This is a genomic window from Flavobacterium hankyongi (assembly GCF_036840915.1).
GTDB lineage: Bacteria > Bacteroidota > Bacteroidia > Flavobacteriales > Flavobacteriaceae > Flavobacterium > Flavobacterium hankyongi.
On sequence record NZ_CP085725.1, the window covers coordinates 660,991 to 685,705 of the forward strand.

The 24,715-nt window shown below is 31.1% G+C and carries 21 protein-coding genes; 14 read left to right on the plus strand and 7 right to left on the minus strand.

Going from position 1 to position 24,715, the window contains the following annotated elements:
- Positions 1-17: 17 nt before the first annotated feature.
- The 6 genes from tssD (LJY17_RS03075) (at position 18) to LJY17_RS03100 (ending at position 8,243) form a co-directional block, all read left to right on the plus strand.
- A complete protein-coding gene (gene tssD / locus LJY17_RS03075) occupies positions 18-404 on the plus strand; it encodes a type VI secretion system tube protein TssD (RefSeq protein WP_264542388.1) in 387 nt (128 codons plus the stop codon).
- Between the two features lie 126 nt (positions 405-530).
- Positions 531-926 (plus strand): type VI secretion system tube protein TssD, encoded by a 396-nt coding sequence (gene tssD / locus LJY17_RS03080; RefSeq protein WP_264542389.1) that lies wholly within the window; start codon positions 531-533, stop codon positions 924-926.
- A 72-nt stretch (positions 927-998) separates the two neighbouring features.
- A complete protein-coding gene (locus LJY17_RS03085) occupies positions 999-2,834 on the plus strand; it encodes a type VI secretion system Vgr family protein (protein ID WP_264542390.1) in 1,836 nt (611 codons plus the stop codon).
- A 3-nt stretch (positions 2,835-2,837) separates the two neighbouring features.
- The gene (locus tag LJY17_RS03090; protein ID WP_264542391.1) at positions 2,838-5,918 is read left to right on the plus strand and encodes a Het-C domain-containing protein; all 3,081 of its coding nucleotides are present in this window, start codon (positions 2,838-2,840) and stop codon (positions 5,916-5,918) included.
- Positions 5,908-6,759 carry a hypothetical protein gene (locus LJY17_RS03095; protein WP_264542392.1) on the plus strand — a complete coding sequence of 284 codons (852 nt, stop codon included), beginning with the start codon at positions 5,908-5,910 and terminating at the stop codon, positions 6,757-6,759. The genes LJY17_RS03090 and LJY17_RS03095 overlap by 11 nt, the downstream gene beginning before the upstream one ends.
- 80 nt (positions 6,760-6,839) lie before the next feature.
- On the plus strand, positions 6,840-8,243 hold the full coding sequence (locus LJY17_RS03100; protein WP_264542393.1) for a tetratricopeptide repeat protein: 1,404 nt from the start codon (positions 6,840-6,842) through the stop codon (positions 8,241-8,243).
- 72 nt (positions 8,244-8,315) lie between these two features.
- On the opposite strand, the gene hutI is transcribed toward LJY17_RS03100, so the two are convergent.
- The gene (gene hutI / locus LJY17_RS03105; RefSeq protein WP_264542394.1) at positions 8,316-9,551 is read right to left on the minus strand and encodes an imidazolonepropionase; all 1,236 of its coding nucleotides are present in this window, start codon (positions 9,549-9,551) and stop codon (positions 8,316-8,318) included.
- Between the two features lie 343 nt (positions 9,552-9,894).
- On the opposite strand from hutI, the gene corA reads away from it, so the two are divergent.
- Positions 9,895-10,965 carry a magnesium/cobalt transporter CorA gene (gene corA / locus LJY17_RS03110; RefSeq protein WP_264542395.1) on the plus strand — a complete coding sequence of 357 codons (1,071 nt, stop codon included), beginning with the start codon at positions 9,895-9,897 and terminating at the stop codon, positions 10,963-10,965.
- A gap of 170 nt (positions 10,966-11,135) precedes the next feature.
- A complete protein-coding gene (locus LJY17_RS03115) occupies positions 11,136-11,312 on the plus strand; it encodes a hypothetical protein (protein WP_264542396.1) in 177 nt (58 codons plus the stop codon).
- A 49-nt stretch (positions 11,313-11,361) separates the two neighbouring features.
- Here LJY17_RS03115 and LJY17_RS03120 read toward each other — a convergent pair whose 3' ends face one another.
- On the minus strand, positions 11,362-13,911 hold the full coding sequence (locus LJY17_RS03120; protein WP_264542397.1) for an outer membrane beta-barrel family protein: 2,550 nt from the start codon (positions 13,909-13,911) through the stop codon (positions 11,362-11,364).
- Between the two features lie 74 nt (positions 13,912-13,985).
- Positions 13,986-14,327, minus strand: coding sequence for an arsenate reductase (glutaredoxin) (arsC, locus tag LJY17_RS03125; RefSeq protein ID WP_264542398.1), 342 nt, complete (start codon positions 14,325-14,327; stop codon positions 13,986-13,988).
- A 74-nt stretch (positions 14,328-14,401) separates the two neighbouring features.
- On the opposite strand from arsC, the gene LJY17_RS03130 reads away from it, so the two are divergent.
- Both LJY17_RS03130 and LJY17_RS03135 read left to right on the plus strand, forming a co-directional pair.
- The gene (locus LJY17_RS03130; protein ID WP_264542399.1) at positions 14,402-15,337 is read left to right on the plus strand and encodes a CPBP family intramembrane glutamic endopeptidase; all 936 of its coding nucleotides are present in this window, start codon (positions 14,402-14,404) and stop codon (positions 15,335-15,337) included.
- A 10-nt stretch (positions 15,338-15,347) separates the two neighbouring features.
- On the plus strand, positions 15,348-16,394 hold the full coding sequence (locus LJY17_RS03135) for an AMP-binding protein (protein ID WP_264542400.1): 1,047 nt from the start codon (positions 15,348-15,350) through the stop codon (positions 16,392-16,394).
- Between the two features lie 47 nt (positions 16,395-16,441).
- Here LJY17_RS03135 and LJY17_RS03140 read toward each other — a convergent pair whose 3' ends face one another.
- The 3 genes from LJY17_RS03140 to LJY17_RS03150 form a co-directional block, all read right to left on the minus strand.
- Complete coding sequence (locus LJY17_RS03140; protein WP_264542401.1) at positions 16,442-17,170, minus strand: DUF2490 domain-containing protein; 729 nt, start codon at positions 17,168-17,170, stop codon at positions 16,442-16,444.
- 133 nt (positions 17,171-17,303) lie between these two features.
- A complete protein-coding gene (locus LJY17_RS03145) occupies positions 17,304-18,623 on the minus strand; it encodes an inorganic phosphate transporter (RefSeq protein WP_264542402.1) in 1,320 nt (439 codons plus the stop codon).
- Between the two features lie 21 nt (positions 18,624-18,644).
- On the minus strand, positions 18,645-19,289 hold the full coding sequence (locus LJY17_RS03150; RefSeq protein ID WP_264542403.1) for a DUF47 domain-containing protein: 645 nt from the start codon (positions 19,287-19,289) through the stop codon (positions 18,645-18,647).
- A gap of 182 nt (positions 19,290-19,471) precedes the next feature.
- Here LJY17_RS03150 and LJY17_RS03155 point away from each other — a divergent pair, with 182 nt between their 5' ends.
- The 4 genes from LJY17_RS03155 (at position 19,472) to LJY17_RS03170 (ending at position 23,853) form a co-directional block, all read left to right on the plus strand.
- Complete coding sequence (locus LJY17_RS03155; RefSeq protein ID WP_264542404.1) at positions 19,472-21,115, plus strand: acyl-CoA carboxylase subunit beta; 1,644 nt, start codon at positions 19,472-19,474, stop codon at positions 21,113-21,115.
- A gap of 16 nt (positions 21,116-21,131) precedes the next feature.
- A complete protein-coding gene (locus LJY17_RS03160) occupies positions 21,132-21,653 on the plus strand; it encodes a hypothetical protein (protein WP_264542405.1) in 522 nt (173 codons plus the stop codon).
- Positions 21,654-21,738: 85 nt separating this feature from the next.
- Complete coding sequence (locus tag LJY17_RS03165) at positions 21,739-23,367, plus strand: M1 family metallopeptidase (protein WP_264542406.1); 1,629 nt, start codon at positions 21,739-21,741, stop codon at positions 23,365-23,367.
- 63 nt (positions 23,368-23,430) lie between these two features.
- Positions 23,431-23,853, plus strand: coding sequence for a DoxX family protein (locus LJY17_RS03170; protein WP_264542407.1), 423 nt, complete (start codon positions 23,431-23,433; stop codon positions 23,851-23,853).
- Positions 23,854-23,896: 43 nt separating this feature from the next.
- On the opposite strand, the gene LJY17_RS03175 is transcribed toward LJY17_RS03170, so the two are convergent.
- On the minus strand, positions 23,897-24,697 hold the full coding sequence (locus tag LJY17_RS03175) for an HNH endonuclease (protein ID WP_264542408.1): 801 nt from the start codon (positions 24,695-24,697) through the stop codon (positions 23,897-23,899).
- Positions 24,698-24,715 lie beyond the last annotated feature (18 nt).

Here is a 24,715-nt window from a genome sequence, read left to right on the forward strand (position 1 = left end):
TTTAAATATTTTTTATTATGTCATTTAAAGCAAGATTAAACGTTGGCGGTAAAGAGTTCAATGTATTAAACATTAACTATGGTTTATTTCAAGAAACAGACGCAACAGGACGTCCCTCAACAGTAACAAGAGGAGGTAAAATTGAAGTTACAATCGAAGGAACAGGATCTACAGAATTATTCGAGTGGATGACTAATAGCTTTGAGCGTAAAGACGGAAGTGTTAAATTCTTCAAAAGAGACAGCGATGCTACTTTAAAAGAGTTAAAATTCACTGAAGGTTATTTAGTAAAACACAGAGAAAATTTTGATTCAACAGGAGTAAATCCCTTAACAGAATCGTTCACAATTTCAGCAAGAAAGATTGAAATGGGAACAGGAGTTTACGAAAACGAATGGGTATAATCTGTCAAGGGATTATAATAGTATAAGTTCTTATTTGTGATGTCGGAATGCATAGGGATAAAGACCCCAAACTTTATCCCGGTGTTTCGATAAATTTTATAAACACTCACCTTAAAGTAAAACAGTATGTCTTTTTTAGCAAAATTGGAATTAGATGGGGAAACCTATAATGTCTTAGAATTTGACCTTCATATCACCCAAGAAGTAGATCATAACGGTAAACCTCAAACCATAGCTCAAGGAGGTAATATTAGATTGGTGGTTGAATCGACCAAGAGTGTTGATTTTATGAAATGGATGATTAGCAGCACCCAAACCAAAAATGGTAAAATAACTTTTTTCAGACGAGATGCGATGTCAAAAATGAAAGAGTTAAAATTTGAGAAAGCTTTTTGTGTGAATTTTCACGAAAGTTTTCGATCAAATAACGAAGTTCCTATGCAGATAGAGATTCTTCTTTCGGCCAAAGATATCGATTTCAGCGGAGCTGTATTAGGTAAACCTTGGTCATTGGATTTATAATCCAGCCTAAATTTAGAAAATTACAATAGTCAAGAACACTTTTTGACAACAATTATATAAAAACATAAGCCCATGAGTACCGTTAATAACCTTATTAAAAAAGTTACTGATGCCATGGTTGACAAGGTAAGCATCGAAATAGGAAGCTTCTCTCAACCGGTTGTCTATTATAATTTAATATTAAATCAGCAATTGTTAGGTCACCATTCTTTTAGTTTTACTTGGAGAATTGGCGATGTTGTGATGGACTTTAAGAGTCAGGCCGATTTTATTAAAAAGTACATGGGAGCCAAAGTGATTATCACACTTAAGGATACCGCTCGTGGAGAAAATGTTTATTTTAAAGGAATTATTTCCGAAATGGAGCTTTTAGACAACGATGGCGCTTCAAAAGGCTTTCATATCGTAGGAAAGAGTCCCACCATATTATTGGATGAAATTCAGCAAAGTGAAACCCATTTTTCACACAAGCTCAATGAAATTGTGCATAAAGTAGATGAGAACATCATAAAAGGTGTGCTCACAGGAATGGATATCAATCCAAAATATCAAACCGTATTACCGTATATTGTTCAGTACAATGAAACCGATTTTCAGTTTTTAAAACGTCTGGCTGTGCAATACGGAGAATGGATGTTTTACGACGGAGATTATTTGAGATTTGGAGAATTGAAAACCTCAAAAGCATCGTTAGAAAACGGAGTAAACCTACATCATTTTAAAGTCACCAGCCGATTACGATCTCAAAAAGTATCGTACAAAGGATATGATTACAATTCGGCTTCAGAAATTGGCGCCCAAAATCTAGAACCACAAAACAACACCCAAAGCTATATAGCCCAAAATGCGCAACAAGCCTCGAGTAGTGTTTTTGACAGAGCCAACGCCAATCATTCCTTTATAAGCAATGCCAATGATTCGCAGGATATTACAAGAATACAGGAATTAAGCCAACAGGCCAAAGAAGCCAATGTACTTACGTATTCAGGCTTGAGTAAAATTCCGTTGCAAATAGGAGGTATGTTTACTGTAAGTAAAGATGGTATCGAGGGAGATTTTATCGCTACAGAAGTACAACATTATTCAAAAGGATTTGGACATTACGAGTGTCAGTTCGAATCGATTCCAAGAGATGTAAAAGTACCCCCATACACGAATCCATTAGTATATCCCAAAGCCGAAACCCAAGGCGCAGTAGTAACTGACAATAATGACCCACAAGGCATGGGACGCATTAAAGTCAAATTCTTTTGGGGACATGAAAGCGATTGGACACGACTAGTAACCTCACATGCAGGTTCAGGGAAAGGTTTTTATTTTATACCAGAAATAGGAGAAGAAGTTTTTGTATCCTTTGAAGGAGGCAACCCAGAAAAACCCTTTGTAATAGGCACCCAGTACAACGGACAAGAAATCTCAGGATACAACACCGCAGGCAATGACCAAAAAGTAATCCATACCCGTTCAGGGACAAAAATGATCTTCAACGATGCCCAAGGAAGCATCTTCATTGAAGACCCAAGTGGTAACACTTGGCTCATGGACGGTCAAGGAAATATTAGTGTGAATGCGCCTAATGATATGAATATTACTGTTGGTAAAAATCTTAATATCAATGTAGGGAATAATATGTCTACATCAGTAGGGGTTAACATGATCGAAACAGTTGGTGTTGATAAATCTGCAACTATTGGTATGATGTCAAATACTTTTGTTGGCGGAAATAGTATGTTGAATGTTACTGGTAATATGATGGAATTTATTCAAGGAAATCTTGATTCACATTCAGAAAAAGAAAGACAAGAATCTAGTATGAAAGGGATACAGATAACAAGTAGTGATGTAATTACAAAAAACTCTAACAAAGAAGTGCAAAATAATAGTGCAGAAAAGTCAAAAGCTTATTAACATATGAGTAGAGTACGTATTGTTGGTGGAACAATTGCAAAGCATACAGTTGGTAAACACAATATGTATGCTGAAGAGAATATAGTTTTTCATTCAGATAAAATTGTTTCTGAAAAGGGAGAAGAAAAAGGCGTTACTTATGGTGAGCCCAAAATATCGCATCCTGAGTTTAAAATTGAAAAGAGCACCTATGAACTTGAGAGTAAATTTGCTTTAGAGCAACTTTTTGCATTCGCAAAAAAGGACAGTAAAGCAATGTTTTGTTTTTGGGCATCAGAAATTTTTGGAGCAGATATTCCTCTAGAAGCATATGAAAAACTATACGAAGATGCAAGTGATAAAAAGGAAAGTATTAATCCAAAAATTGTTGTTGCATTAGATGTTCCAGGCTATGGAGCAACTTATAATTTTGATAAGAGTTCAAAATACGCCAATCATATTGTCATTTCACAAGGTTTTATAGATAATGCCCTTATAAGTAATGAATATCAAAAAGCATTGCTTTTATCTTTAGTTGAAGAATTTGGTCATCATTTAGATTATCTCTTAAGAAATGAATACTCCTCAGTCAATGGAGATGCTTCAGGTGATGAAGGAGCCGCTTATTCTAGCACTATAAATAAACGGTATAAAAAATATATAATAGATCCTTTCAAGGAAAAAAACCAGCATTATGCAACAGCTGTAATTAATGGTGAAGAGAAAAAACTAATTTGGGATTTTAGCGATTTACATGAAAAACTAGCGGTTTTTGTTGAGAATAGAATTGAAAAAGATGATAATTATTTTGCTGGATTTGAGTTTTTTGGTGCAGGATTAGGAGACTCTATGCATGGATTGGGGCATCAATCTATTGAAAATAGAGGGTTAGGTGAAATTGACAGATATAGAGATAGAAGTAAAGACAATCCTAACAAAGAAAGACTTCAAATCTATTTTGGAAACTGGTTGCGTGATTTTTCACAATTTGTGGATCCTATGGTTGTTCGTCCTATGGCGAATGCTTTGGAAATGTTAAGTGAAGAATATAAGACTAAAAATAATAATCCTAAAGAGTTTAATAGTGTTATTGATGATTTAGGTAAATTAATGGAAGAAAATAAGGTTACTCATTTAGACAGGAGAACTTTTAAACTTCCAGTAAATATTGATATTCAAAGACCTGATATCAGTTTAAATTATCAAAAAGTAGGTGGATTTAGCGTTCCTACTGGTTTTTCATTAAAAGGTTTTGAAGCACAAATAAAATGGGAGCCAACTACGATTTCACCTGTAAAATTAAGTCGTGAAGCAATTACTACTCTTGTAGAGCTTTTGGGGATAAAAGAATTTGGAAAATTAAAAACTGAAGCAGACAACAAAGAAGGTAAGCCACAAAACTTCATGAAGTATTTGTCAGATTTTAGAGTCAGCTATGCAAAAATAACACCAGAACTTTTAGGGGTTTATAAGCCACAAGAACATATAGACAACCCACTGGCATTACATCCAAAATTTATATGTGAAGCTAACAAAGCAAAAGGGATGAAATGCCCTCCGCCTGATTTAAACCATAAATTAGACCCTGATTTTGTAAAAGATCCTATTGATTCACAGTGGAATAATAATAAAGATTTCGGAACAAAAAATTACATTCGTGGTAATGGCCCTGAACCTTTTGAAAGTGCCTTTGATTGTTTTATAAATTTTATAAATAAGTCTGATCCCAATACAGTTCAAGGAAGGATTAATTTTGGAGCTGCTTTACATATTTTAGAAGATTATTTTGCACATAGTAATTTTTGTGAGCTTGCTATTATGAAGGTGTATGATCCTGAAGTTTTCCCATGGGATAATATACCTGCAACTGCGCCAAAAGATCAATTAAAAAGACACAAAGCTGATATTTCTTCCAATAGTTTTATAAAAAATGGGTTGTTAGATAGAAGCAAAATTAAATTTAATACTGTCTCAAACCCAGATTTACATAGTAGTGCTGTTGCAAATTATCTTAAAACCAATCCAAACAAAAACGCTAGTGATTATTATGCTTCTTTGGGGGCTAATTCAACAACTAATAGAGGACTTTATTACTCAATGGGCGAAGCAGCTATTGTTCAAACAGGAAGTTTTGGATTGTTAGATACAATTGCTAGTATTGCTCCTAAAATAAATAACAAGATTTTCTCGATTCATGTAGAAGAGCAGGAAAAAATGAAGGAAGGAGAACGTACTTTTAATGATGCTCTTATTTATGAGTTACTAAAAGATGTTTCTAATGCTCAGGCCGATGATACTAAAGAGACCAACAGCAACTATAAAGGGACTAATGATGGGGTTTATGCAGATGTTTTTTTAAAATACCTGCAATTTAGAGATTTTATGGTAAAAGAAAGAGTGCTTGGCTATTCGTTCAAGGATGTTACAAATGTATTTGGTATATTTGAATTTGTTACGCAGTACATAAAAGTTATACAAAATATTAGAAATCATTTTTTGAGTCTTACTGCAATCAATTTAATTGATGATTATCAAACCTATTTGGAAAACGAGCTTACTCTATTAGAAAATGGAACTTGGAAAGTAAATTCTTATGGTCCTTCACATACACAATTAGCTAAAGATAATGGAATACAACCGTTACATCATTTAGCTGTTGAGCTTGTTGCAAATGCTATACATCAGGTTGGTGAACTTTTTAAAAATAGAGACTTAGAAGGTATAAAAAATTTAGCACGTAGAACACTTTTTGTTCACCCTATGTATACAGACTGGATGGATGAATTAGTGATTAATTGGTGTAAAAAAAATTCTATCCAAGTTAAGTTTGCACATCAAGCTAGTATAGTATTGTATGGTATTCGTCATGCATATCAAGAAATAGCCGAGTTAAGTCATGAAATACAAATCATTAGAGATTTTGGTTTAAATGATGAACAAAAAAAAGAATATGATTCTGCTATTGCAGGAATGAGTAATCGTTGGCATAAAGGTAAAGAGCGATTAGATGTTTTATGGAAAAAACAAGGATTACCAGCTGTAACTGTCAAAGATGCTGAAGAGACTCATCAAGAACATTTGGAACAAAGTGGATATGGTAAATAAAATAACAAAATTAATAGCATTGCTTATCATTATGTCAAATTTAGCTAGCTGTCAAAATAAATCTCAACCTAAACAAATTTATAATATGCAGGGTTTTTGCATTCAAGATTCACTAACTTATTACAATGGTAAAAAATTTGATATTGCAGGATCGGTAAAAGATTTTATAGATATTGCTGGTAAACCAGATAGAACAGTAATTGATTCATCAGGAGGTAATTCCAATAAATCTTGGAAATGGAATAAAACAGGTGATGAAGCATACATCAATAAAAATAAAAAAGTAGAAGTATTCAATATTAAAAGTATTGATCCAGGTAAAGAATATAATTCTATTGAAGAAGCTGTGAAGGTACATGGAAAATTCGATGAGTATAAAGAAGATAAACAGCCTTTAGATGTTCGCAAATATTATATTTGGGATAAATTGGGTATAGAAATATTTGTTACCAAAAATGAAGAAATAAATTGTATTTATTTGCATACACTTCATTATAGCAAGACCAAACAAATCTCAAAAGAAGATTTAGAAAACTCTGATTTAATTTATAACAATGCTCCCAAGCAAGAGTATAAAGGGATGTATACCTACAATGGTCATACAGTAGATTTTGGAAAAATGGGGTATGATAATTGGTTTAAAACTGTTAAAGATTTAAAAATAGAAGGAGAAAGCTATGACCCTCCAGGAGACTCTAAGCAATGGTCAAGAATAATTTCTGAGCGTAATTTATCTGTAGAAATGATTCGAGAGAGTAATGAGTTGGGTAGTACAGATGGTTTTCATGTAAGTGAAATAGGTGTTGTTAATGCAGTTAAGTATATACAAATTTCAAATTAACTAATATAATGATTTACAAAGGTAAATATTGTTAATAGTATATTTTACTTTAACTGCTGTAGTAAGGCCGTATTAAAAAAATGATGAAATATCTACAAATCTTAATTTTAATCTCTTTGCAGTTGTCAGCACAAGAGAGCTATCAAAATGTAAAGAAAAACGTTGAAGAATATATTCAAATATATAAAAGAGAAGGTAAAATAAATAAGCATTTAAATACCATTATTTCAAATTTCAATGAATCCCCAAAAATTGAATTAAAGGATTTAAAAAAAGATAATGTAGGCATTTGTATTATACTTTCAGAAGATAATCCAGATTTAATAATTTCTCCTGCAAAATATACTTTTTTAGATGAAAAAATAAACATATCAGCAATTGGTCCGCAAAACCCTAGCGAATTACCTGATTATATGAAAGAGTATGTACAAAAATATCTTACTGAATTTGAAAGTATAGGTACTACTGAATTATTTCAAAAACTTATTTTAAAGGAAATAACAACCGAAGGTACATTTGTCGAAAATAAATCAGAATATGTAGTAAATGAGCCAAATACAGTTTCATTCATTCGTGGAAACGAGGATTGGATGTATATTATTTCTATTGATGATGATTATGAAAATATAACCAATTCTAGAATTATAGTGTATTGTTTTAAGAAGTCTATTTCTGGAAAAGATATTTTTAGCTTAAATAATTCTCTTGAAAATGTTGAAAAAAGAAGAGAAAAAAAACAATCAAAACACGAAGAAGACCGTGAAAACTACCCTTTATATCACGATTTTAGGATAGATGATTTAAGGATTGGTTTGAAACAACTTTTAGTATATGAGCCCTATAAATCAGATAATGAATTACTGAATCATGCCAATAGATTAAGTGAGAAATTGGACCGATTCAATATTCGGAATTATCTAAAAGAGCTTACTTATTTTAGTGATTTAAAAATTAGCGAGAGTTTTTTAAAAGAACACTTTGATGCAATTCCGCACGGCGAATATGAAGTTGAAAATATTTTACATTTATCGTGCCACAGTTTGGGTGATATTTATTTTTCTCAAGGGAAATATCAGCTTGCTAAAGAGTTTTATACAAAAGCTATCTTTACAAATCCATTAATAGAATTAAGCTGGACGAAAGTTAAAAAAGACATTGACAGAACTATATATGATCTTGCTAAAAATGCTTATAAAGCTGGGAAAAAGGATGAAGCTTATGCTTTTTTAATTGCACTCATGTTTACTAGCGAGATAGATGTAATAAAGGATCTTAATATTTATTTCAAAGAGCAAAATGAAGATAAAAAAGAATTCAAAAAAGATTTAGATAAAGCCTTAAAATCACTAAAAAAAGGAGAAAGATATAGTTACACTTTCAAATTTAGAGATAATGAAGTTTTTTTTATTCCCATATTGCAGGCTACAGTAAAATCATTTCAAGACGTTTTTAAAGATCATGAATTTTATAAATCTCTGCATTAAATAAGGATTGTTGGCAACAATATTCTTTTTTAATGTAAGTTGGATTAAGAAATTCTATTTTTAAAATATGATTTAAATGATTTTCCCTTCAATAATAACATTTTCAATTAAATTACTTCCAAATTCGTATGGTAATTGATAGTATGATACGATTGGTTTAGTAATAATTAAATTAGCACTTTTTCCTTTAGTAATACTTCCATGTGTTTCAGAAATTCCCATTGCATATGCACCATTAATTGTAGCAGCATTCACAGCTTCTTCAGGAGTCATTTTCATTTTGATACAGGCAGTTGCTACCACAAAATTCATGTTTCCTGATGGAGTAGTACCAGGATTATAATCGGTTGCTAATGCTAATGGCAATCCTGCTTCAATCATCTTGCGGGCAGGTGTATAAGGAATACTGATGAAGTAAGAACAACTTGGTAATGCTACTGGCATTGTTTTGCTGTTTTTTAAAACTTCAATGTCTTCATCGGTAACAATTTCTAAATGATCTACTGAAAGGGCTTCGTGTTTTACACAAGCTTTTATACCTTCTATTGCAGTAAACTGATTTACGTGAATTTTAGGAGTTAATCCATACTTTTTTCCTGCAATCATAATCTTTTCTGTTTCTTCTACAGAAAAATAGCCAGTTTCAAGGAAAGCGTCGATATAATCTGCTAGATTTTCTTCCGCTATTTTAGGAAGCATTTCATTAATTATTAAGTCAATATAAGCTGAATGATTTTCTTTAAACTCAGTAGGGAAGGCGTGAGCTCCTAAAAATGTAGATTTAATCTTGATTGGATAGTTTTGAGCCAAGCGTTTTATAACACGCAACATTTTTAATTCTCCTTCAACAGTTAATCCATAGCCCGATTTTATTTCTACAGCTCCTGTTCCTTGTTTCATTATTTCTTCAAGTCTGGCTTTTGATTCATCATAAATTATATCTTCTGAGGCCTCATTAACTCTTTTTGCCGAATTTAAAATACCACCACCACGATTTGCTATTTCTTCATAACTCAATCCGTTTATCCTATCAACAAACTCTTGAACTCTATTTCCAGAATAAACTATATGGGTATGACTGTCACACCAAGTAGGTAAAACTACTCTTCCAGAAGCATTAATAACTTTATCAAAATTTTCATTTGGACATTTGTCCATTAATCCAAAATCTTGAATTAAATTATTTTCAATAACCAAATAAGCATTTTCAAGTTTAGGTAAAATTTTCATTTCTTGTCCACTCACTTTCAACACGTTTTCTTCTCTAACTTGTAATAACTCTTTTATGTTAATAATTAATGTCTTCATGGCTCAATATTTCTGTAAAAATAAGATACTTTTTTCTTTTCATAAGCTGATTTTTATTAATCGGTATTTTTTAAAAATTTAACTTTTTAAGTAAAAAAATAAATCAAAAAAATACTTTTTTTGATTTAAAATTTAATATAATTTGTTAAATTTGAGATGATTAAATAATTTTATTTTTAATTTGTTAAGCTATAAATGATTTGAAAACAATAAAATATAGAGTTAAATATATATTATAAAAAGAGGTTAGTTATATTAATTCAAAAAAGCTGTTGAAATTTAGTTTTAACAGCTTTTTTTATTTGCAGGAAGTTTCGTAATATTACTTATAAATACAATACTTGTGCGAAAAATAAAATACAAAAAGGGACGTAAAGTTCAGCCTACTTTTTTAGAGTATACTGGTCATCATAAAGATATAAAAACAGAAATGCAATTGTTTGTATATAATAATGATGAGTTAACAGAATGTGAGAATTTAAAGTGTCGTGATATGTTAAACTCGATTGATTTGACTAAAATTAATTGGTTAAACATACATGGACTTAATGATATGAATATTATTAAAGAAATTGGTGATTTTTTTAAAGTAGATAATTTCATGTTAGGTGATATTTTAAACACCATAAAGAGAACAAAGGTTGAAGAATATCATGATACTTTGTTTTTTAATATTAAATCGTTGCTACCAAGTAATGAGTCATTGCAATTGAATGTAGAGCAAATTAGTTTTTTGCTTAAAGATGGTGTTTTGGTGTCTTTTCAAGAAAAGAGAAGTGATTTTTTTACTCATATAAGAGAGAGAATTAGAACACATTCTGGTATTGTACGAACCAAAAAGGCTGATTATTTGCTTTATATTTTGCTCGATGCAATAATGGAAAATTTTTATATTACCATTGAAAATGAAGAAAATATAGTTGACGAATTATTGAATCTTTCAAAAATTGATATTAACCCAAGAACAATTGAAAAGATAGAAAAACATAAAGACAATTACAGCTTTTTGAAGAGAGCTATTATTCCGCTTCGAGATTCATTACATACCATCACAAGTATTAAAGATGATAATGTTTTTAATGCAATTGAGCCAGAGAATTATAGTTTCTTTACGCGATTATACCAAAAAAGTCTTGAATTGCTTGAACAAATTGAAGACGATATGGCAACGCTAGATAGTGCTACGCATTTCTTCTTCTCTGCACAGAGTCATAAGATGAATGAAATTATGAAGACGCTGACAATTGTTTCGGCGATATTTATTCCGCTAACATTTATAGCTGGTGTCTATGGGATGAATTTTGAGAATATGCCAGAATTGAAAGCTGAGAATGGTTATTTTATTACAGTAGCGATTATGTTTATGATTACTATAGGAATGATAATATATTTTAAATTGAGGAAGTGGTTTTAATAGCCCTGATGGAAGCGACATCCTTTTTAAGTTCATTGAGCTGAGCCGAAATGAACAAAAAAGATATAGCGGACAGCAGGATAAAGCTCCTAAAAATAAAATTAAATTAATTATTGGTTAACCCAAATAATACGTTTACATTTGTAGGGTATTCAAAAATTCCGGAAAACATGTTTGAATTTCAACAGTATTTAGGGTTCTTACTTTTCTTAACCATATTAACCATGGGTTTTTGGTTAATGATTTTCTTAGTTAACTTCGTATTCTACTGGATAGGTGGTGCAATGTGGGAAATGTGGAAAGAAAAAAGAGCTGCTAAAAAACTCGCAGAAAGTGAACAAGCTTAATTGCTTTGTTTAAAAATAAAAAGGTACGCATAGCGTACCTTTTTTTATGTTATCCCATGAACTCGTCATCGTTATTTCCGTTACCGTTTTGTTTGGGTTTTTGTTCCCTTTCTGTTTTTTGTTTGTTAAAACGATAAGTAAACGAAAGCGTAAAAGCTCTTCTTCTCCATTGCATTTCACTGTGTGAGTTTACATTAGGAAGTTGCATGTCTTGAATTCTTTTACGTGAATTGAATACATCATTAACATTAAAAGATATAGTTCCCATATCTTTTAGAACATCTTTACTAAATGCTAGATTCATTGCAGCAATTCCTTTATTTGAACCTTGAGCTGTTTTTTGTGCAGCATTATAAGTTCCATTCGTTTGCCATTCTATTTTATATGGTAAAGTTACTTTTGAAGTGATTCTAGTAAACCAAGTAGTAGCATTTCTGTTAAAGCTTTGAGTAATTACTTCATTTTTACTATTTGTATAAGTATAGCTTCCAGTATTTTGACTGTTAAAGAAATTGAAGTTTCCATTTAATTTCCACCATTTCTTAAAGTTATAGTTTAAAGTAAACTCAAATCCATAACGATCGTTTTTACCTAAATTGAAAAAAGTATTTACAATTACAGGAGTTTTGATGTCTTCCCCATCAACAACAGTAACGATTTCACCATTAACAATTACATCGGCGCCACCCACTGGAGTGAAAACAAAATCGCCTCGTTCTTTTCGAACTTGCTCAAATGAATCTGTGGTATGATTATAGTACAATGAAGTGTTTAAAGTTAGCTTTTCCCATTTTTTTAAGTATCCAAAGTCATAAGCATCCGTATATGCTGGATTGATATCAGGATTTCCTTGAAATAAGTTTACGTTACTTGTATAAGAAGCAAATGGATTAATGAAACGATCTCTTGGTCTTGATATTCTTTTACTATAATTTAATGAAATGCTACTGTTATCGCTTATCTCATATGTTAAAAATAAACTTGGAAATAGGTTGTTGTATTTTTTTGTTTTAAAAATATCAGAGGTTAACTGATTGATTTCAATTTTAGAATCTTCAAAACGTAATCCAGCTAGGTATGAGAATTTATTGATTTTCGATCCAAACTGAGTGTAAACTGCCGTTACATTTTCATTATACTGTAAAATATTTGTGAATTCATCAATGTTTGTAAAAGAGCTATTTTCTGTTAGTCTTTCTTGAACTTGGTAATCAGTAGTTGTTTTCACGTAATTACCTCTAAAACCTGCTTCAAATTGAGATTTTTTTCCAATAGGTAAAACATAATCAACTTGAAATAAATTTCTTTGTTGCTTGTCATTTTTACGAGTTCTTTCAGAAGAAACAAATTTGTTGTTATCTAAAATTACACCTTCAATAGATGAATTATCATTGTCTTTATTTTGAGAAATAGAAATATCAGCTGTTAGCTTGTGTCCGTCTTTTTTAAATTTTTTGATAAAATTTGATGAATAATCAACGTTTTCACTTGTCGATTTTAAATCGTTATAACGTTGTCTTGTATTTAAATACTGTCCCAAAGCATCGTAATTATAATACAGTACATTCTCAATATTACCACCTTTATTGGTTCTCATGTTTAATGAGTTTGTCCATGAAGTAGATTTGTCTAAGAATAATTCAATTCCAAAATTAGCATTTAACCCTTCTCCAAAACGATCATTTTTTCTTCTTTCGTTTAAAATAGATTTTAAAGCTCCGTTCTCATCGAAATTTTGCTGATCGATTTTTATGTTTCCTGGATTACTTCTATTGTTGTAACCAATTGTAGTAAAAAAGTTTGAGTGTTCTTGCTTAAAGTTTAAGTTTGCAGAAAGTCCTGTGTTTCTTGGATCTCCAATAGAAGCAACAAATGTTCCATTTATGCCTTGGTTTTTCCCTTTTTTAAGGATTATATTTAAGATACCGCCTCCACCTTCAGCATCATAACGAGCAGAAGGATTGGTTACAATTTCTACTTTGTCAATTGCTTCAGCAGGAATTAGTTTTAATGCATCACTGATATTACCCATGTTAGATGGTTTTCCATCAATCAATATTCTAACACTTTCATTACCTCTTAATGAAACAGTTCCTTCAGCATCAACCGATACAGATGGTACATTGTCTAGAACATCACTGACAGTTCCTCCTCGTACAATAATATCTTTTCCAACGGTATAAACTTTTTTGTCAAGTTTAATGTCAACAGCTGTTTTTTCGACACGAATTTCGACAGCATCTAATTGTTTTGCTTCGTCTTCAAGAGCAATTGTACCAACGTTTGTGTTTGTAGTTAAATTTTTTCCTTTTGTTTCTAAAGTCTTAAAGGAAATGTATTCGTATTTAATATTGTAAGTTCCTGGGTTAACTTGGATTTTAAATTCACCTTTGTTATCAGTTACGGCACCAGATACAGGTTTAGCTGTTGTAGGATTGATAATGGTAACCGTTGCATACTCTAAAGGAAGAGAACTTGTTTTTTCAATAATTTTTCCTGAAAAGGTGATTTTATTTCCTTCATTTCTTTGCTGTGCAAGCGATAAAGTTGAAATTAAAAGGAAAAATGGAATAAAAAATAATACTTTAAAAAACTTCATGACTTTAAATTAAGCCGCAAATTTAAAATTGAAAATTGTAGTTTTTGCCAAAGTATTGTTAAATGGTCTTAAAACTATAATATTTCAAGAATTTTTTCTGTAGGTCTGGCAATAATTGCTTTATTTCCATTAACTATAATTGGTCTTTCTATAAGTATTGGAAATTTAATCATAGCTTCAATTATTTCATCATCACATAAATTTTTATCTTTATAGTTCTCAATCCAAATAGCTTCTTTTTGTCTTACTAACTCAATAGGTTTGAATTTCAGTTTTTTAAGTAACGATTTGATTTCTCTTTTTTTTGGAGATTTTTCTAAATAGTTTACAATTTCAAATTCAGTCTTTGCATCCTCTAAAAAACATACTCCTTCTCTTGATTTCGAACAACGGTTATTGTGGTAAATTGTAATCATTTTTTGTTACTTTTATGCTTTTGTGAAATTTCTACAAAAGTAAAATAACTTATCTTTCTTTAAAAAATTGTTTTATGTTTTTATTACAAGCCTTTTTACCAGGAAATCGTTTTTTGAAATATATTTTAGGTTCTTTTTTATTGGTGATTGCTTCAATTATTGGGCAATTACCATTATTAGGGGCGGTAGTTTATAAATTAATTTCAGATGGGAAGAGCTTTTACAATATGGATGAAGCTCAACTGATGAATGTTTTAGACAAAAACACAACACTTTTCTTGATGTTGTTGTCATTTGTGACTGTTTTTTTTTCGGTGCCATTAGTTGTAAAATGGTTGCATAATCAGAAATTTAAAAATGTAATTACATCAAGACCAAAAGTTGATTGGAGCAGAATATTGTTTTCTTTTACATTATGGGCTGTTTTTCAAATAATTGTAACAATAATTAGTTATTATGCCTCTCCCGAAGATTTTAAATTGAATTTTCAATTGGAACCTTTTCTAATTTTATTTGCAATTGCTGTTGTTATGATTCCATTACAAACGAGTGCTGAAGAATTGATGTTTAGAGGTTATCTAATGCAAGGATTTGGAGTATTGGCTAAAAACAAGTGGGTTCCACTAGTAGTTACTTCTGTATCCTTTGGATTGTTGCATTTTGCTAACCCAGAAGTTGATAAGTTAGGCAGTATCGTAATGATCTATTATATAGGTACTGGTTTATTTTTGGGTGTTTTGACACTTTTAGACGAAGGTGTGGAATTGTCCTTAGGTTTTCATGCTGCAAACAATTTGGTTACTGCTTTGTTAGTAACTTCTGAATGGTCTGCTTTACAAACAGATTCTATTTTTATTGATGTTTCTGATCCAAGTGCAGGATTTGAAACGATTTTACCTGTTTTTATTGTTTATCCTATTTTATTGTTTGTGTTTAGTAAAAAGTACAATTGGAATAATTGGAAAGAAAAACTTACTGGTAAACTTACTGGTAAACTTACTCAAGAATAAATTGATTGTTGTGGAAAATTTTCATTTCGATATACATCCAAATTTTAAGCTTAATAACGAGAGAGTTAATATAAAAGAATTGCTTTTTAAAGCAGATAATTTTATTAGTTCAAATATTGATTATCAAAAAGATATTGGTTTTTTTATAAATAATTGGTTTAATAAAAGTCCTTATTTAATTGTTAAGACATCTGGTACCACTGGCAAATCTAAAGAAATAAAAATAGAAAAATCAGCCATGATAAATTCGGCTGTTGCTACTGGAGATTTTTTTAATTTGGGTAAAGGATCCAAGGCTCTTTGCTGTTTACCAGTTAAATATATTGCTGGTAAAATGATGCTTGTGAGAGCTATGGTTTTGGGATGGGAAATAGATATAGTTGAGCCTTCATCAAATCCTTTGAAAGGTATAGATAAAGTTTTTGATTTTGTTGCTATGGTTCCACTTCAGGTTGAAAATTCGTTAGACAAATTAGATCGAGTTAAAACTTTATTGATTGGAGGAGCTCCATTAAATAAACAATTGTCTGCAAAGTTGATTGAATTAAGATGTAATGCTTACGAATCCTATAGCATGACTGAAACAGTGACCCATGTGGCACTGAAAAAGGTTGGAAATAAATCTTTTAGAGTTTTATCTAATGTGAAAATAAGTATTGATAATAGAAATTGTTTGATTATTAATGCACCACAATTGAATCCTGAAGAGTTAATAACTAATGATGTTGTTGATTTGATCTCGGAATTTGAATTTATTTGGAAGGGGAGGATTGATAATGTTGTAAACAGCGGTGGAATTAAACTTTTTCCTGAACAAATAGAAGAGAAGCTAGTAAATAAAATTCAAAATCGGTTTTTTGTTGCTGGAGTTCCCGATGAAATTTTTAATGAAAAATTAGTTCTCTTTATTGAAGGTGAAGAGTTTAAGTTTGATATTTCAGTTTTTGATGAACTAGATAAATTTGAAAAACCAAAAGAAATATTTTTCATAAATAAATTTTCCGAAACCGAAACAGGAAAGATAAAAAGAAAAGAAATTATTAATCAATTCAAATAAAAAAGCAACTCGATAGAGTTGCTTTTTTATAGTGTATGTTAGAGGGTTTAATCATGATCAGGAGATGGTGCCTGAACAGGAATATCTGATTTTGAACCATCAATAGTAAAATTTAAACCACAGAATAGAAAATGAAAGTTACTGTTTGCAGTTGCTCCAAATTCTCTTTGAAACAAATATCCTAAAGACACTCCAAATGATTTGGTGAATTGATATCCACCTCCCAAATACATTCTGTTTCTATTTATTGTTGGTTTCTCTGGACCAATAAAAAGTTCATCATAAGTATTTAAGAAGATTGTTTTTGCTTCTACTTTTTCTTTATTTATAGGTACTATCAAATTCAATCTGTATCTATATCTTTCAGTATTGGTGTTAGCATCAGTAACAGGATTGTGAAAAAGTCTTTTTTCAAGTCGTACACGTTGTTCAAATTTAACTCTTGAAATGTTTTTGCTAAAAGTATATTGTAACCAAAAACGTAATTCTTCTCTTGATAATCTACTGTCTTTGTAATTTGCATATCGACCTAAGCCAATAAAAGCTTGATTACTTCCATTGATGTTATAACCCATTCCTCCTTTTACTTCGTAATAATCAATTTTAGAAAAATCGGCGATGGAACGTTCTTGGAGTTCAACGTATCCATACCATTTTTTGTTGAATTTATAAGTTAAAGAAAGACTCGAAAATCCTGATAAATGTTCATCATTTTGAGCGTTTGATTGCAGGTTGTAGAATAATGATAAGATTAAAATAAAAATTATTTTTTTCATTGTTGTGTGTTGTAGTTATAGTGTTTTGTTGTTATTTAAAAGTTGTGTATTGTATAAATGATTGTTATTTTTTTTAAAAAAGGTTTAAAAAAAAGAGACTAAAACTAGTCTCTTTTTTTAGAGTATATTTTTATTAGATAAAAATTCTTAAAATAAAATAGGTTATCGTTGCTAAGAGTGCTGATACCGGAATTGTAAGTATCCAAGCCCATAAAAGGTTTACGGTCACTCCCCAGCGTACTGCTGATACACGTTTTGTCACTCCAACACCAATAATTGAACCTGTAATTGTGTGTGTTGTAGATACTGGGATTTTAAAGTGTTCAGTAATAAATAATGTTAAAGCACCTGCAGATTCTGCAACAACACCTTCAAAAGCGGTTACTTTAGTAATCTTAGATCCCATTGTTTTTACAATTTTCCATCCACCACTTAAAGTACCTAGACCAATAACTGTATAACATGCTAATGGAATCCATTCAGGCATATGAGCTTTAATTCCTTTTTCTTCATTAGGTAAAACTACTTGCAACCATTCTGGCATTTGCATTACATCAACACCAGCTGTATTAATATATACAGCTACTGCAGCTGCAATGATTCCCATTACTTTTTGAGAGTCATTACCACCGTGACCTAAGCTGAATGCTGCTGATGATAATAACTGCGTTTTTTTAAGGATAGATTCGGCTTTACCTGCTGAGAAACTACTAAAAAGTAAGCATATAGTTCCAAGTGCAAAAACGATAAATCCTACCAAAAGCCATTTAATATTTTCAGGCTCACCGACAACACTCCAGAATTCAGACTCGAAACGTGGTTTCTTAATTTTATCATATCCTTTCATTACTGTCGATAAAAACCAAACAGTTGATGCAAGAAATGCTACAGTGAATATTTTAGGGTATAAACTTTTTTTAGCCGAATGCATGAACCATAGTGAAACTAGATAAGATATAAGCATACCTACAATAGGAGCTAATGCTATAAATGCAATAACTACTAAAACACCACTTGGTAATAGTTCACCTTCTTTAGCAGCTTTGAACCAGTTTACAATAGCAAATCCGTAATGCTCAGGATCAGTAACTCTACCTGAAAATCCGTGTGCTAATGCAGCCCCAGCAAATCCTCCAATAAGTGTATGTGATGATGATGATGGAATTCCTTTCCACCAAGTGAATAAGTTCCAAATAATTGCTGCTATAATTCCTGCCAGAATAACGGTTAAATCGATGCTTGAAGTTTTAGCAGTTTTAGCAACTGTATCAGCAACTCCAAAACCAAAAACCCAATACGCTAAGAAGTTAAAAAATGCAGCCCAAAGTACCGCTTGAAAAGGAGTAAGAACTTTAGTGGCAACAATAGTTGCAATTGAGTTTGCTGCATCATGGAAACCATTAATATAATCAAATAGTAATGCTAATATGATAATGATAATTAATAAAGTCATAATTAAAACCGAAAACGGTAATTAAGAGTGTTTTACTGATATTTGTTCGATAACGTTTGAAACGCCTTTACATCTGTCTGATGCCATTTCAAGTGCAGAAAGTACTTCTTTGTATTTAATAACTTTAATAGCATCTGTTTCATTTTCAAAAATATCAGCAACAGCTTTATCAAAAACCACATCACCTTTACTCTCTAATTTGTTTATACGTTTACACAAACCTTTAATTGATTGGTGATTTTTTAAGTCTTTTAATTCTTTAACAGCTTTATCAATTAATTGACATGCTTCTAAGTTGATTTCAGTTAATTTACGGATAGATTTTGTGATTTTCTCAACTTGGTATAAACGCATTCTGCTTGCTGCACCGTGCATATTATCGGCGACGTTATCAATAGATTTGATTAATGCATTAATATCTTCTCTGTCAAATGGTGTAATAAAGTTTTTGCTTAACTCTAATTGAGTTTTGTGAGCAATTCCTTCAATTTTATTTTCTAATTCTTCAATTTTTTGGTAATAACTGTCTCTTTCTTCTTTAGGTGCATTTACAGCTTCGTGTAACGTTTCTGCTAAAACTACAAGTGTACTACTAGCTTGTTCAAATAAAGGAAAGAATTTTGTGTCTTTTGGCACTAAAAATTGAAATATACTGTTTAGGTTCATGTTTTTTAATTTTTTATGCCGCAAAAGTAATTTTTCAATGTTAAGAAATCATTAACATAAGATGAAAAACACATTAAGATTGTAAAGAAATATTTAAGGAAAATTCGGAAAGAATGATTGAATTGGTTTTTGTATTTTAGCCACTCAAAAATATAAATAATTTACACAACTATACATTTATTATGGACTTAAACTTCAATAAAAACGAAGATCATAACAAACTTTTACTTTCAGAATTAAGGCAACGCTTTGCAAAAGTAAAGCTTGGTGGTGGAGAAAAAAGAATCGAAAAGCTTCATGCTGAAGGTAAAATGACAGCTCGTGAACGCATTGATTATTTGTTGGATAAAGATGAAAAATCAATTGAAATAGGTGCATTCGTTGGTGACGGGATGTATGTTGAACATGGCGGTTGTCCAAGTGGGGGAGTGGTTGTTAAAATTGGATACATACAAGGCAAACAATGTATAGTCGTGGCAAATGATGCAACGGTAAAAGCAGGAGCTTGGTTTCCTATCACGGCAAAGAAAAATCTAAGAGCACAAGAAATTGCTATTGAAAATAGATTGCCTATTATTTATCTAGTGGATTCGGCAGGAGTTTATTTACCAATGCAAGATGAAATTTTCCCTGATAAAGAGCATTTCGGACGAATTTTCAGAAATAATGCTATCATGAGCAGCATGGGGATTACGCAGATTGCCGCTGTTATGGGAAGTTGTGTAGCTGGAGGGGCTTATTTGCCAATTATGAGCGATGAAGCATTAATCGTTGATAAAACAGGAAGTATTTTCTTGGCAGGAAGTTACTTGGTTAAAGCTGCCATAGGTGAGACCATAGATAACGAAACGCTTGGAGGTGCAACCACACATTGTGAGATATCAGGAGTGACTGATTTTAAAGCAAAAGATGATAAAGATGCTTTAGATAGAATTAAAAGTGTCGTAGGTAAAATGGGCGATTTTGACAAAGCGGGTTATAACCGTGTTAAATCAGAAAAGCCAGCTCTAAATCCGCAAGATATTTACGGAATTTTGCCTAAATCTCGTGCTGAACAATATGATATGATGGAAATCATTAAACGTTTGGTTGATAATTCGGAATTTGATGAATATAAAGAGGGTTATGGTCAGACAATAATTACAGGTTATGCTCGTATTGATGGTTGGGCAGTAGGAATTGTAGCAAACCAGCGTTTAATTGCTAAGACTACAGGTGCAAAAACAAAACCAAGCGAAATGCAGTTTGGTGGGGTTATCTATTCTGATTCGGCTGATAAAGCAACACGTTTTATTGCGAACTGTAACCAAAAGAAAATTCCGTTGGTATTTGTTCATGATGTAACTGGTTTTATGGTAGGTTCAAAATCGGAACATGGTGGAATCATTAAAGACGGAGCTAAAATGGTGAATGCAGTTGCAAATAGTGTAGTACCTAAGTTTACCGTTGTGGTTGGAAATTCATACGGAGCTGGGAATTATGCAATGTGTGGTAAAGCTTACGATCCAAGATTGATCTTTGCCTGGCCAAGCGCAGAGCTTGCTGTAATGGGAGGAGCGCAGGCAGCAAAAGTATTAATGCAAATTGAAGCAGCTTCTTTAAAAGCAAAAGGAGAAGAAATTACGCCAGAAAAAGAGGAAGAATTGTTTACTAAAATTAAATCACGTTACGACGAACAAGTGTCACCTTATTATGCGGCTTCTCGTTTGTGGACAGATGCTATTATTGATCCACTTGAAACAAGAACCTGGATTTCTATGGGTATTGAGGCAGCTAATCATGCACCAATTGAAAAACAATTTAATTTAGGAGTGATTCAGGTTTAATTTTTTAAAATAAATAATGAAAAAAATAATTTTATTTTTGTTGTTAGTAATTTCTATTTCAACAATAGCACAAGAGAAAATTGAAAATTTAAAAGTAAACTGGCCTGAGGAATACAAATGGAAAATTGCAAATAATCAAGAAAATGAAACAGTACATTTTGTTGAGTTAGTTCCAGATAAAGAATCTCTTGAAAATTGGTCAATTATAGGAACAATGATGTCTTTAAAAAATGTTAGAGATATGGGAATGGATAAAGCAGCTGATTTGTTTTATTCACAAACAAAACAAAATGCTCAAAATGCAAAATTAACTATTTTAGAAAAAAATGAACAGGATAAATATCCTTGGATATTATTTAAAATAGAAGTAGAAGAATATCTTGATGATATCAAGCCTGAATCTCAAGTTTATTATATTATTCAAGGAGATTCATCTTTATATGTGAATTTGGTTGGAATTAAGGAAAAGAAAATATCTAAAAAGTTTGAAGAGAAATGGAGTAAAGTTTTTAAATCAAGTGAAATTGTATTTCAATAATTAAACTTTTCTTAAATGTAACAATATATTAAAAACTACTACTAATTTTACGTAGTAGTTTTTTGTTTTACAAACCCCCAAATCCATGAAAAACAGTATACTTATTTTAATTTTTTTCCTAAACTTATTCAGCGCATCAGCTCAGTTAACTGTCCCTAAAGAACATTTTACACGACGTGATTCTTTACAAGGCGGTTTACGACCTGAACGTACAAGTTTTGATGTTTTACGATATGATTTAAATATCAAGATTAGCCCTAATCAAAAATCTATTGTTGGGTATAATGATATTACTTTTAAAACCACAGATAATACTTCTAAAATTCAAATTGATTTATTTGAGAACATGAATGTTGATAGTATTATTTTTAACGGAAAAAAATTAGATTATAAAAGGGAAGAAATTGCAACATTCATAAATTTTCCTTCGGCACTTCAAAAAAATTCAGAAAACAAAATCCGATTTTACTATTCAGGAAATCCAGTAATTGCAAAGAAAGCTCCTTGGGATGGAGGTTTTGTTTTTAGTAAAGATGAGGCTGGAAAACCATGGATAGGTGTTGCCTGTCAGGGATTTGGAGCAAGTTGCTGGTTTCCTGTAAAAGACTCTCAAAGTGATGAACCAGATTTTGGTGCAACAATAAAAGTTGCTGTCCCAAATGGATTAATGAACGTTTCCAATGGTCGTTTCTTAGGTATGGAAAACCTTCAAAACGGATATACACGTTGGGATTGGGAAGTTAAAAATCCAATCAATACATATGATATTACAGTAAATATCGCTGATTATGTTCATATTAATGATACTCATAAAGGGCTTGATTTAGATTATTATGTTTTAAGAGCAAACGAAGCAAAAGCAAGAAAACATTTTGAAGAGGTAAAACCAATGATGGATTGTTTTCAGTCAAAATTTGGAAAATATCCTTTTAGCGATGATGGTTACAAATTGGTTGAAACGCCATATTTGGGAATGGAGCATCAAAGTGCAGTAGCTTATGGGAACCATTATATGAAAGGATACATGGGTAATGATTTGTCTGGTACAGGTGTTGGATTATTATTTGATTATATAACAATTCACGAAAGTGGTCACGAATGGTTTGGAAACAGTATAACCAGTAAAGATATTGCTGATATGTGGATACATGAAGGATTTACTATGTATTCAGAGATTGTTTTTATAGAATGTCAGTTTGGATATGATAAAGCAATGCAATACGCTTATGGTTTACGTAATGCAGTTAGTAATGACCGACCAATAATTGGCCATTATGGAGTGAATAAAGAGGGTAGTGGTGATATGTATCCTAAAGGGGCATTAATGTTGAATACTATACGCCACATTGTGAACAATGATTCAAAATGGTGGAAAATGCTTTTAAAATATTCTGAGACATTCAAAAAACAGATTATTAAAACCCAAGACGTTGTTGATTTTTTCAATAAAGAGTCAGGTTTAGATTTAACTCCAGTTTTTAATCAATATCTACGTTATACAACAATTCCTGAATTAGAATTTAGAAAATCTGGAAAGGTTATAGAATATAAATGGAAAGCTGAAGCACCAAACTTTTCAATGCCAATTGATGTAATGATCAAAGGAAAAAAAATCAGGTTAGAAGCAAGTTCATTTTGGAAAGTTCTTTCAGAAAATGTAAAATCAATAAGTGATATTCAACCGATAAAAACTGATTTTTATATAAAATACTGATTTGTAGTAGGTTATTTCTGTAATGTTTATTAAATTAGATATCTAATTTTAAACTGAAGCATTATGGAAACCGTTAAAAGTTTAAACAAGTGGGCAAACGCTCATACCTATTATTCATTAGATATTTTACGAATTATTGTTGGGGTTTTCCTTTTTTGGAAAGGAGTTTCCTTTTTGACCAATACAGAGTATTATAATCAACTTTCAGAACCAATCAAAAACTTAGGAGGAGGTATGTTAATTGTACATTATGTTGTAGCTGCTCATATGATGGGAGGGATAATGATTATAGTAGGTCTTTTAACAAGATGGGCAATTGCAGCTCAATTACCAATTTTGCTAGGAGCCTTTTTGGTTAATTTTATTGGTGAAATGAATGTAGGAAATATGATATTATCATTTTTATTATTTGTAATTTGTGTGTTCTTTCTTTTTTATGGAAGTGGAAAGCACTCCGCCGATTATTATTTTAAGATGCAACAATAGTATATAAAATAAAAAAGAGCCAATTTAAATTGGCTCTTTTTGTTTATCTAGCTGGAGCAATATTTGCCCAATTAATTCCTCTTTTTATTCTCAAAAGTTGTGTTTCTGAAACATTATATCTTTTGGCTAATTTCCGTAAAGGAACGTCTTCATTAATCTTCTTTTTAATCATCATCACTTGATGAATACTTAGCTTTGAACGAGTAATTCTTCCAGATCTGTTAATGTTTGCTATTGCCTTTGCTTTAATAACATATGGACTATTCTGTTGATGTTTTATATTTTCCTCGCTTGTCATCCATTTTAAATTTGAATGATGATTGTTTAATTTGTCAAAATCAAGATGCGCAACAAAACTATGCTTTTCTGTAGGTTGTTCAATAAAATTGAGGGCAACCAAACGATGAGTTAAAGCTCCAAAATTTTTCCTTCTAGCGTTTTCTATTTTTCTGTATTTTTTTTGATAAGATTTTTTGCTAGAGTAAAGTAAATCTTCTTTTGAGTCAATCTCTTTTGAAATTCTATAATAATCTGCATTTTTTCCATCACATTGTTTGAGCTTTTTGTTTAGAGCTCGAATCTCATTTCTTATAGCAGCAATTGCTTGTCTTGTTTCTGATAAATAAACTTTATCATTTTCACTTTGTTCTGTAAAAACACTTAGACCAAATGATGGATAGCCTTCTGTTAAAGCTTGTTTAATTGAAATTTCGGTATTAGTATCAAGATTTATCTTTCGTAAATTACCATAATTGGAAACGAATACTTTGTGTTTCTCCTTAAAAGGAGATTTTAATTCAACTTCTTTCCAAATTTCTTCGTCAAAATATCTTTTTAAATACATAATAAAAAACAATTAAGA

Bases quoted from the DNA above. Each gene is read 5' to 3' on its own strand.
- LJY17_RS03130 (WP_264542399.1), top strand. From the start codon at position 14,402: ATGTTTTTATTACAAGCCTTTTTACCAGGAAATCGTTTTTTGAAATAT.
- LJY17_RS03170 (WP_264542407.1), top strand. From the start codon at position 23,431: ATGGAAACCGTTAAAAGTTTAAACAAGTGGGCAAACGCTCATACCTAT.
- LJY17_RS03100 (WP_264542393.1), top strand. From the start codon at position 6,840: ATGATGAAATATCTACAAATCTTAATTTTAATCTCTTTGCAGTTGTCA.
- tssD (WP_264542388.1), top strand. From the start codon at position 18: ATGTCATTTAAAGCAAGATTAAACGTTGGCGGTAAAGAGTTCAATGTA.
- LJY17_RS03160 (WP_264542405.1), top strand. From the start codon at position 21,132: ATGAAAAAAATAATTTTATTTTTGTTGTTAGTAATTTCTATTTCAACA.
- tssD (WP_264542389.1), top strand. From the start codon at position 531: ATGTCTTTTTTAGCAAAATTGGAATTAGATGGGGAAACCTATAATGTC.
- LJY17_RS03120 (WP_264542397.1), bottom strand. From the start codon at position 13,911: ATGAAGTTTTTTAAAGTATTATTTTTTATTCCATTTTTCCTTTTAATT.
- LJY17_RS03085 (WP_264542390.1), top strand. From the start codon at position 999: ATGAGTACCGTTAATAACCTTATTAAAAAAGTTACTGATGCCATGGTT.
- LJY17_RS03140 (WP_264542401.1), bottom strand. From the start codon at position 17,170: ATGAAAAAAATAATTTTTATTTTAATCTTATCATTATTCTACAACCTG.
- LJY17_RS03155 (WP_264542404.1), top strand. From the start codon at position 19,472: ATGGACTTAAACTTCAATAAAAACGAAGATCATAACAAACTTTTACTT.
- LJY17_RS03115 (WP_264542396.1), top strand. From the start codon at position 11,136: ATGTTTGAATTTCAACAGTATTTAGGGTTCTTACTTTTCTTAACCATA.
- LJY17_RS03145 (WP_264542402.1), bottom strand. From the start codon at position 18,623: ATGACTTTATTAATTATCATTATCATATTAGCATTACTATTTGATTAT.
- arsC (WP_264542398.1), bottom strand. From the start codon at position 14,327: ATGATTACAATTTACCACAATAACCGTTGTTCGAAATCAAGAGAAGGA.
- hutI (WP_264542394.1), bottom strand. From the start codon at position 9,551: ATGAAGACATTAATTATTAACATAAAAGAGTTATTACAAGTTAGAGAA.
- LJY17_RS03095 (WP_264542392.1), top strand. From the start codon at position 5,908: ATGGTAAATAAAATAACAAAATTAATAGCATTGCTTATCATTATGTCA.
- LJY17_RS03090 (WP_264542391.1), top strand. From the start codon at position 2,838: ATGAGTAGAGTACGTATTGTTGGTGGAACAATTGCAAAGCATACAGTT.
- LJY17_RS03150 (WP_264542403.1), bottom strand. From the start codon at position 19,289: ATGAACCTAAACAGTATATTTCAATTTTTAGTGCCAAAAGACACAAAA.
- LJY17_RS03175 (WP_264542408.1), bottom strand. From the start codon at position 24,697: ATGTATTTAAAAAGATATTTTGACGAAGAAATTTGGAAAGAAGTTGAA.
- LJY17_RS03165 (WP_264542406.1), top strand. From the start codon at position 21,739: ATGAAAAACAGTATACTTATTTTAATTTTTTTCCTAAACTTATTCAGC.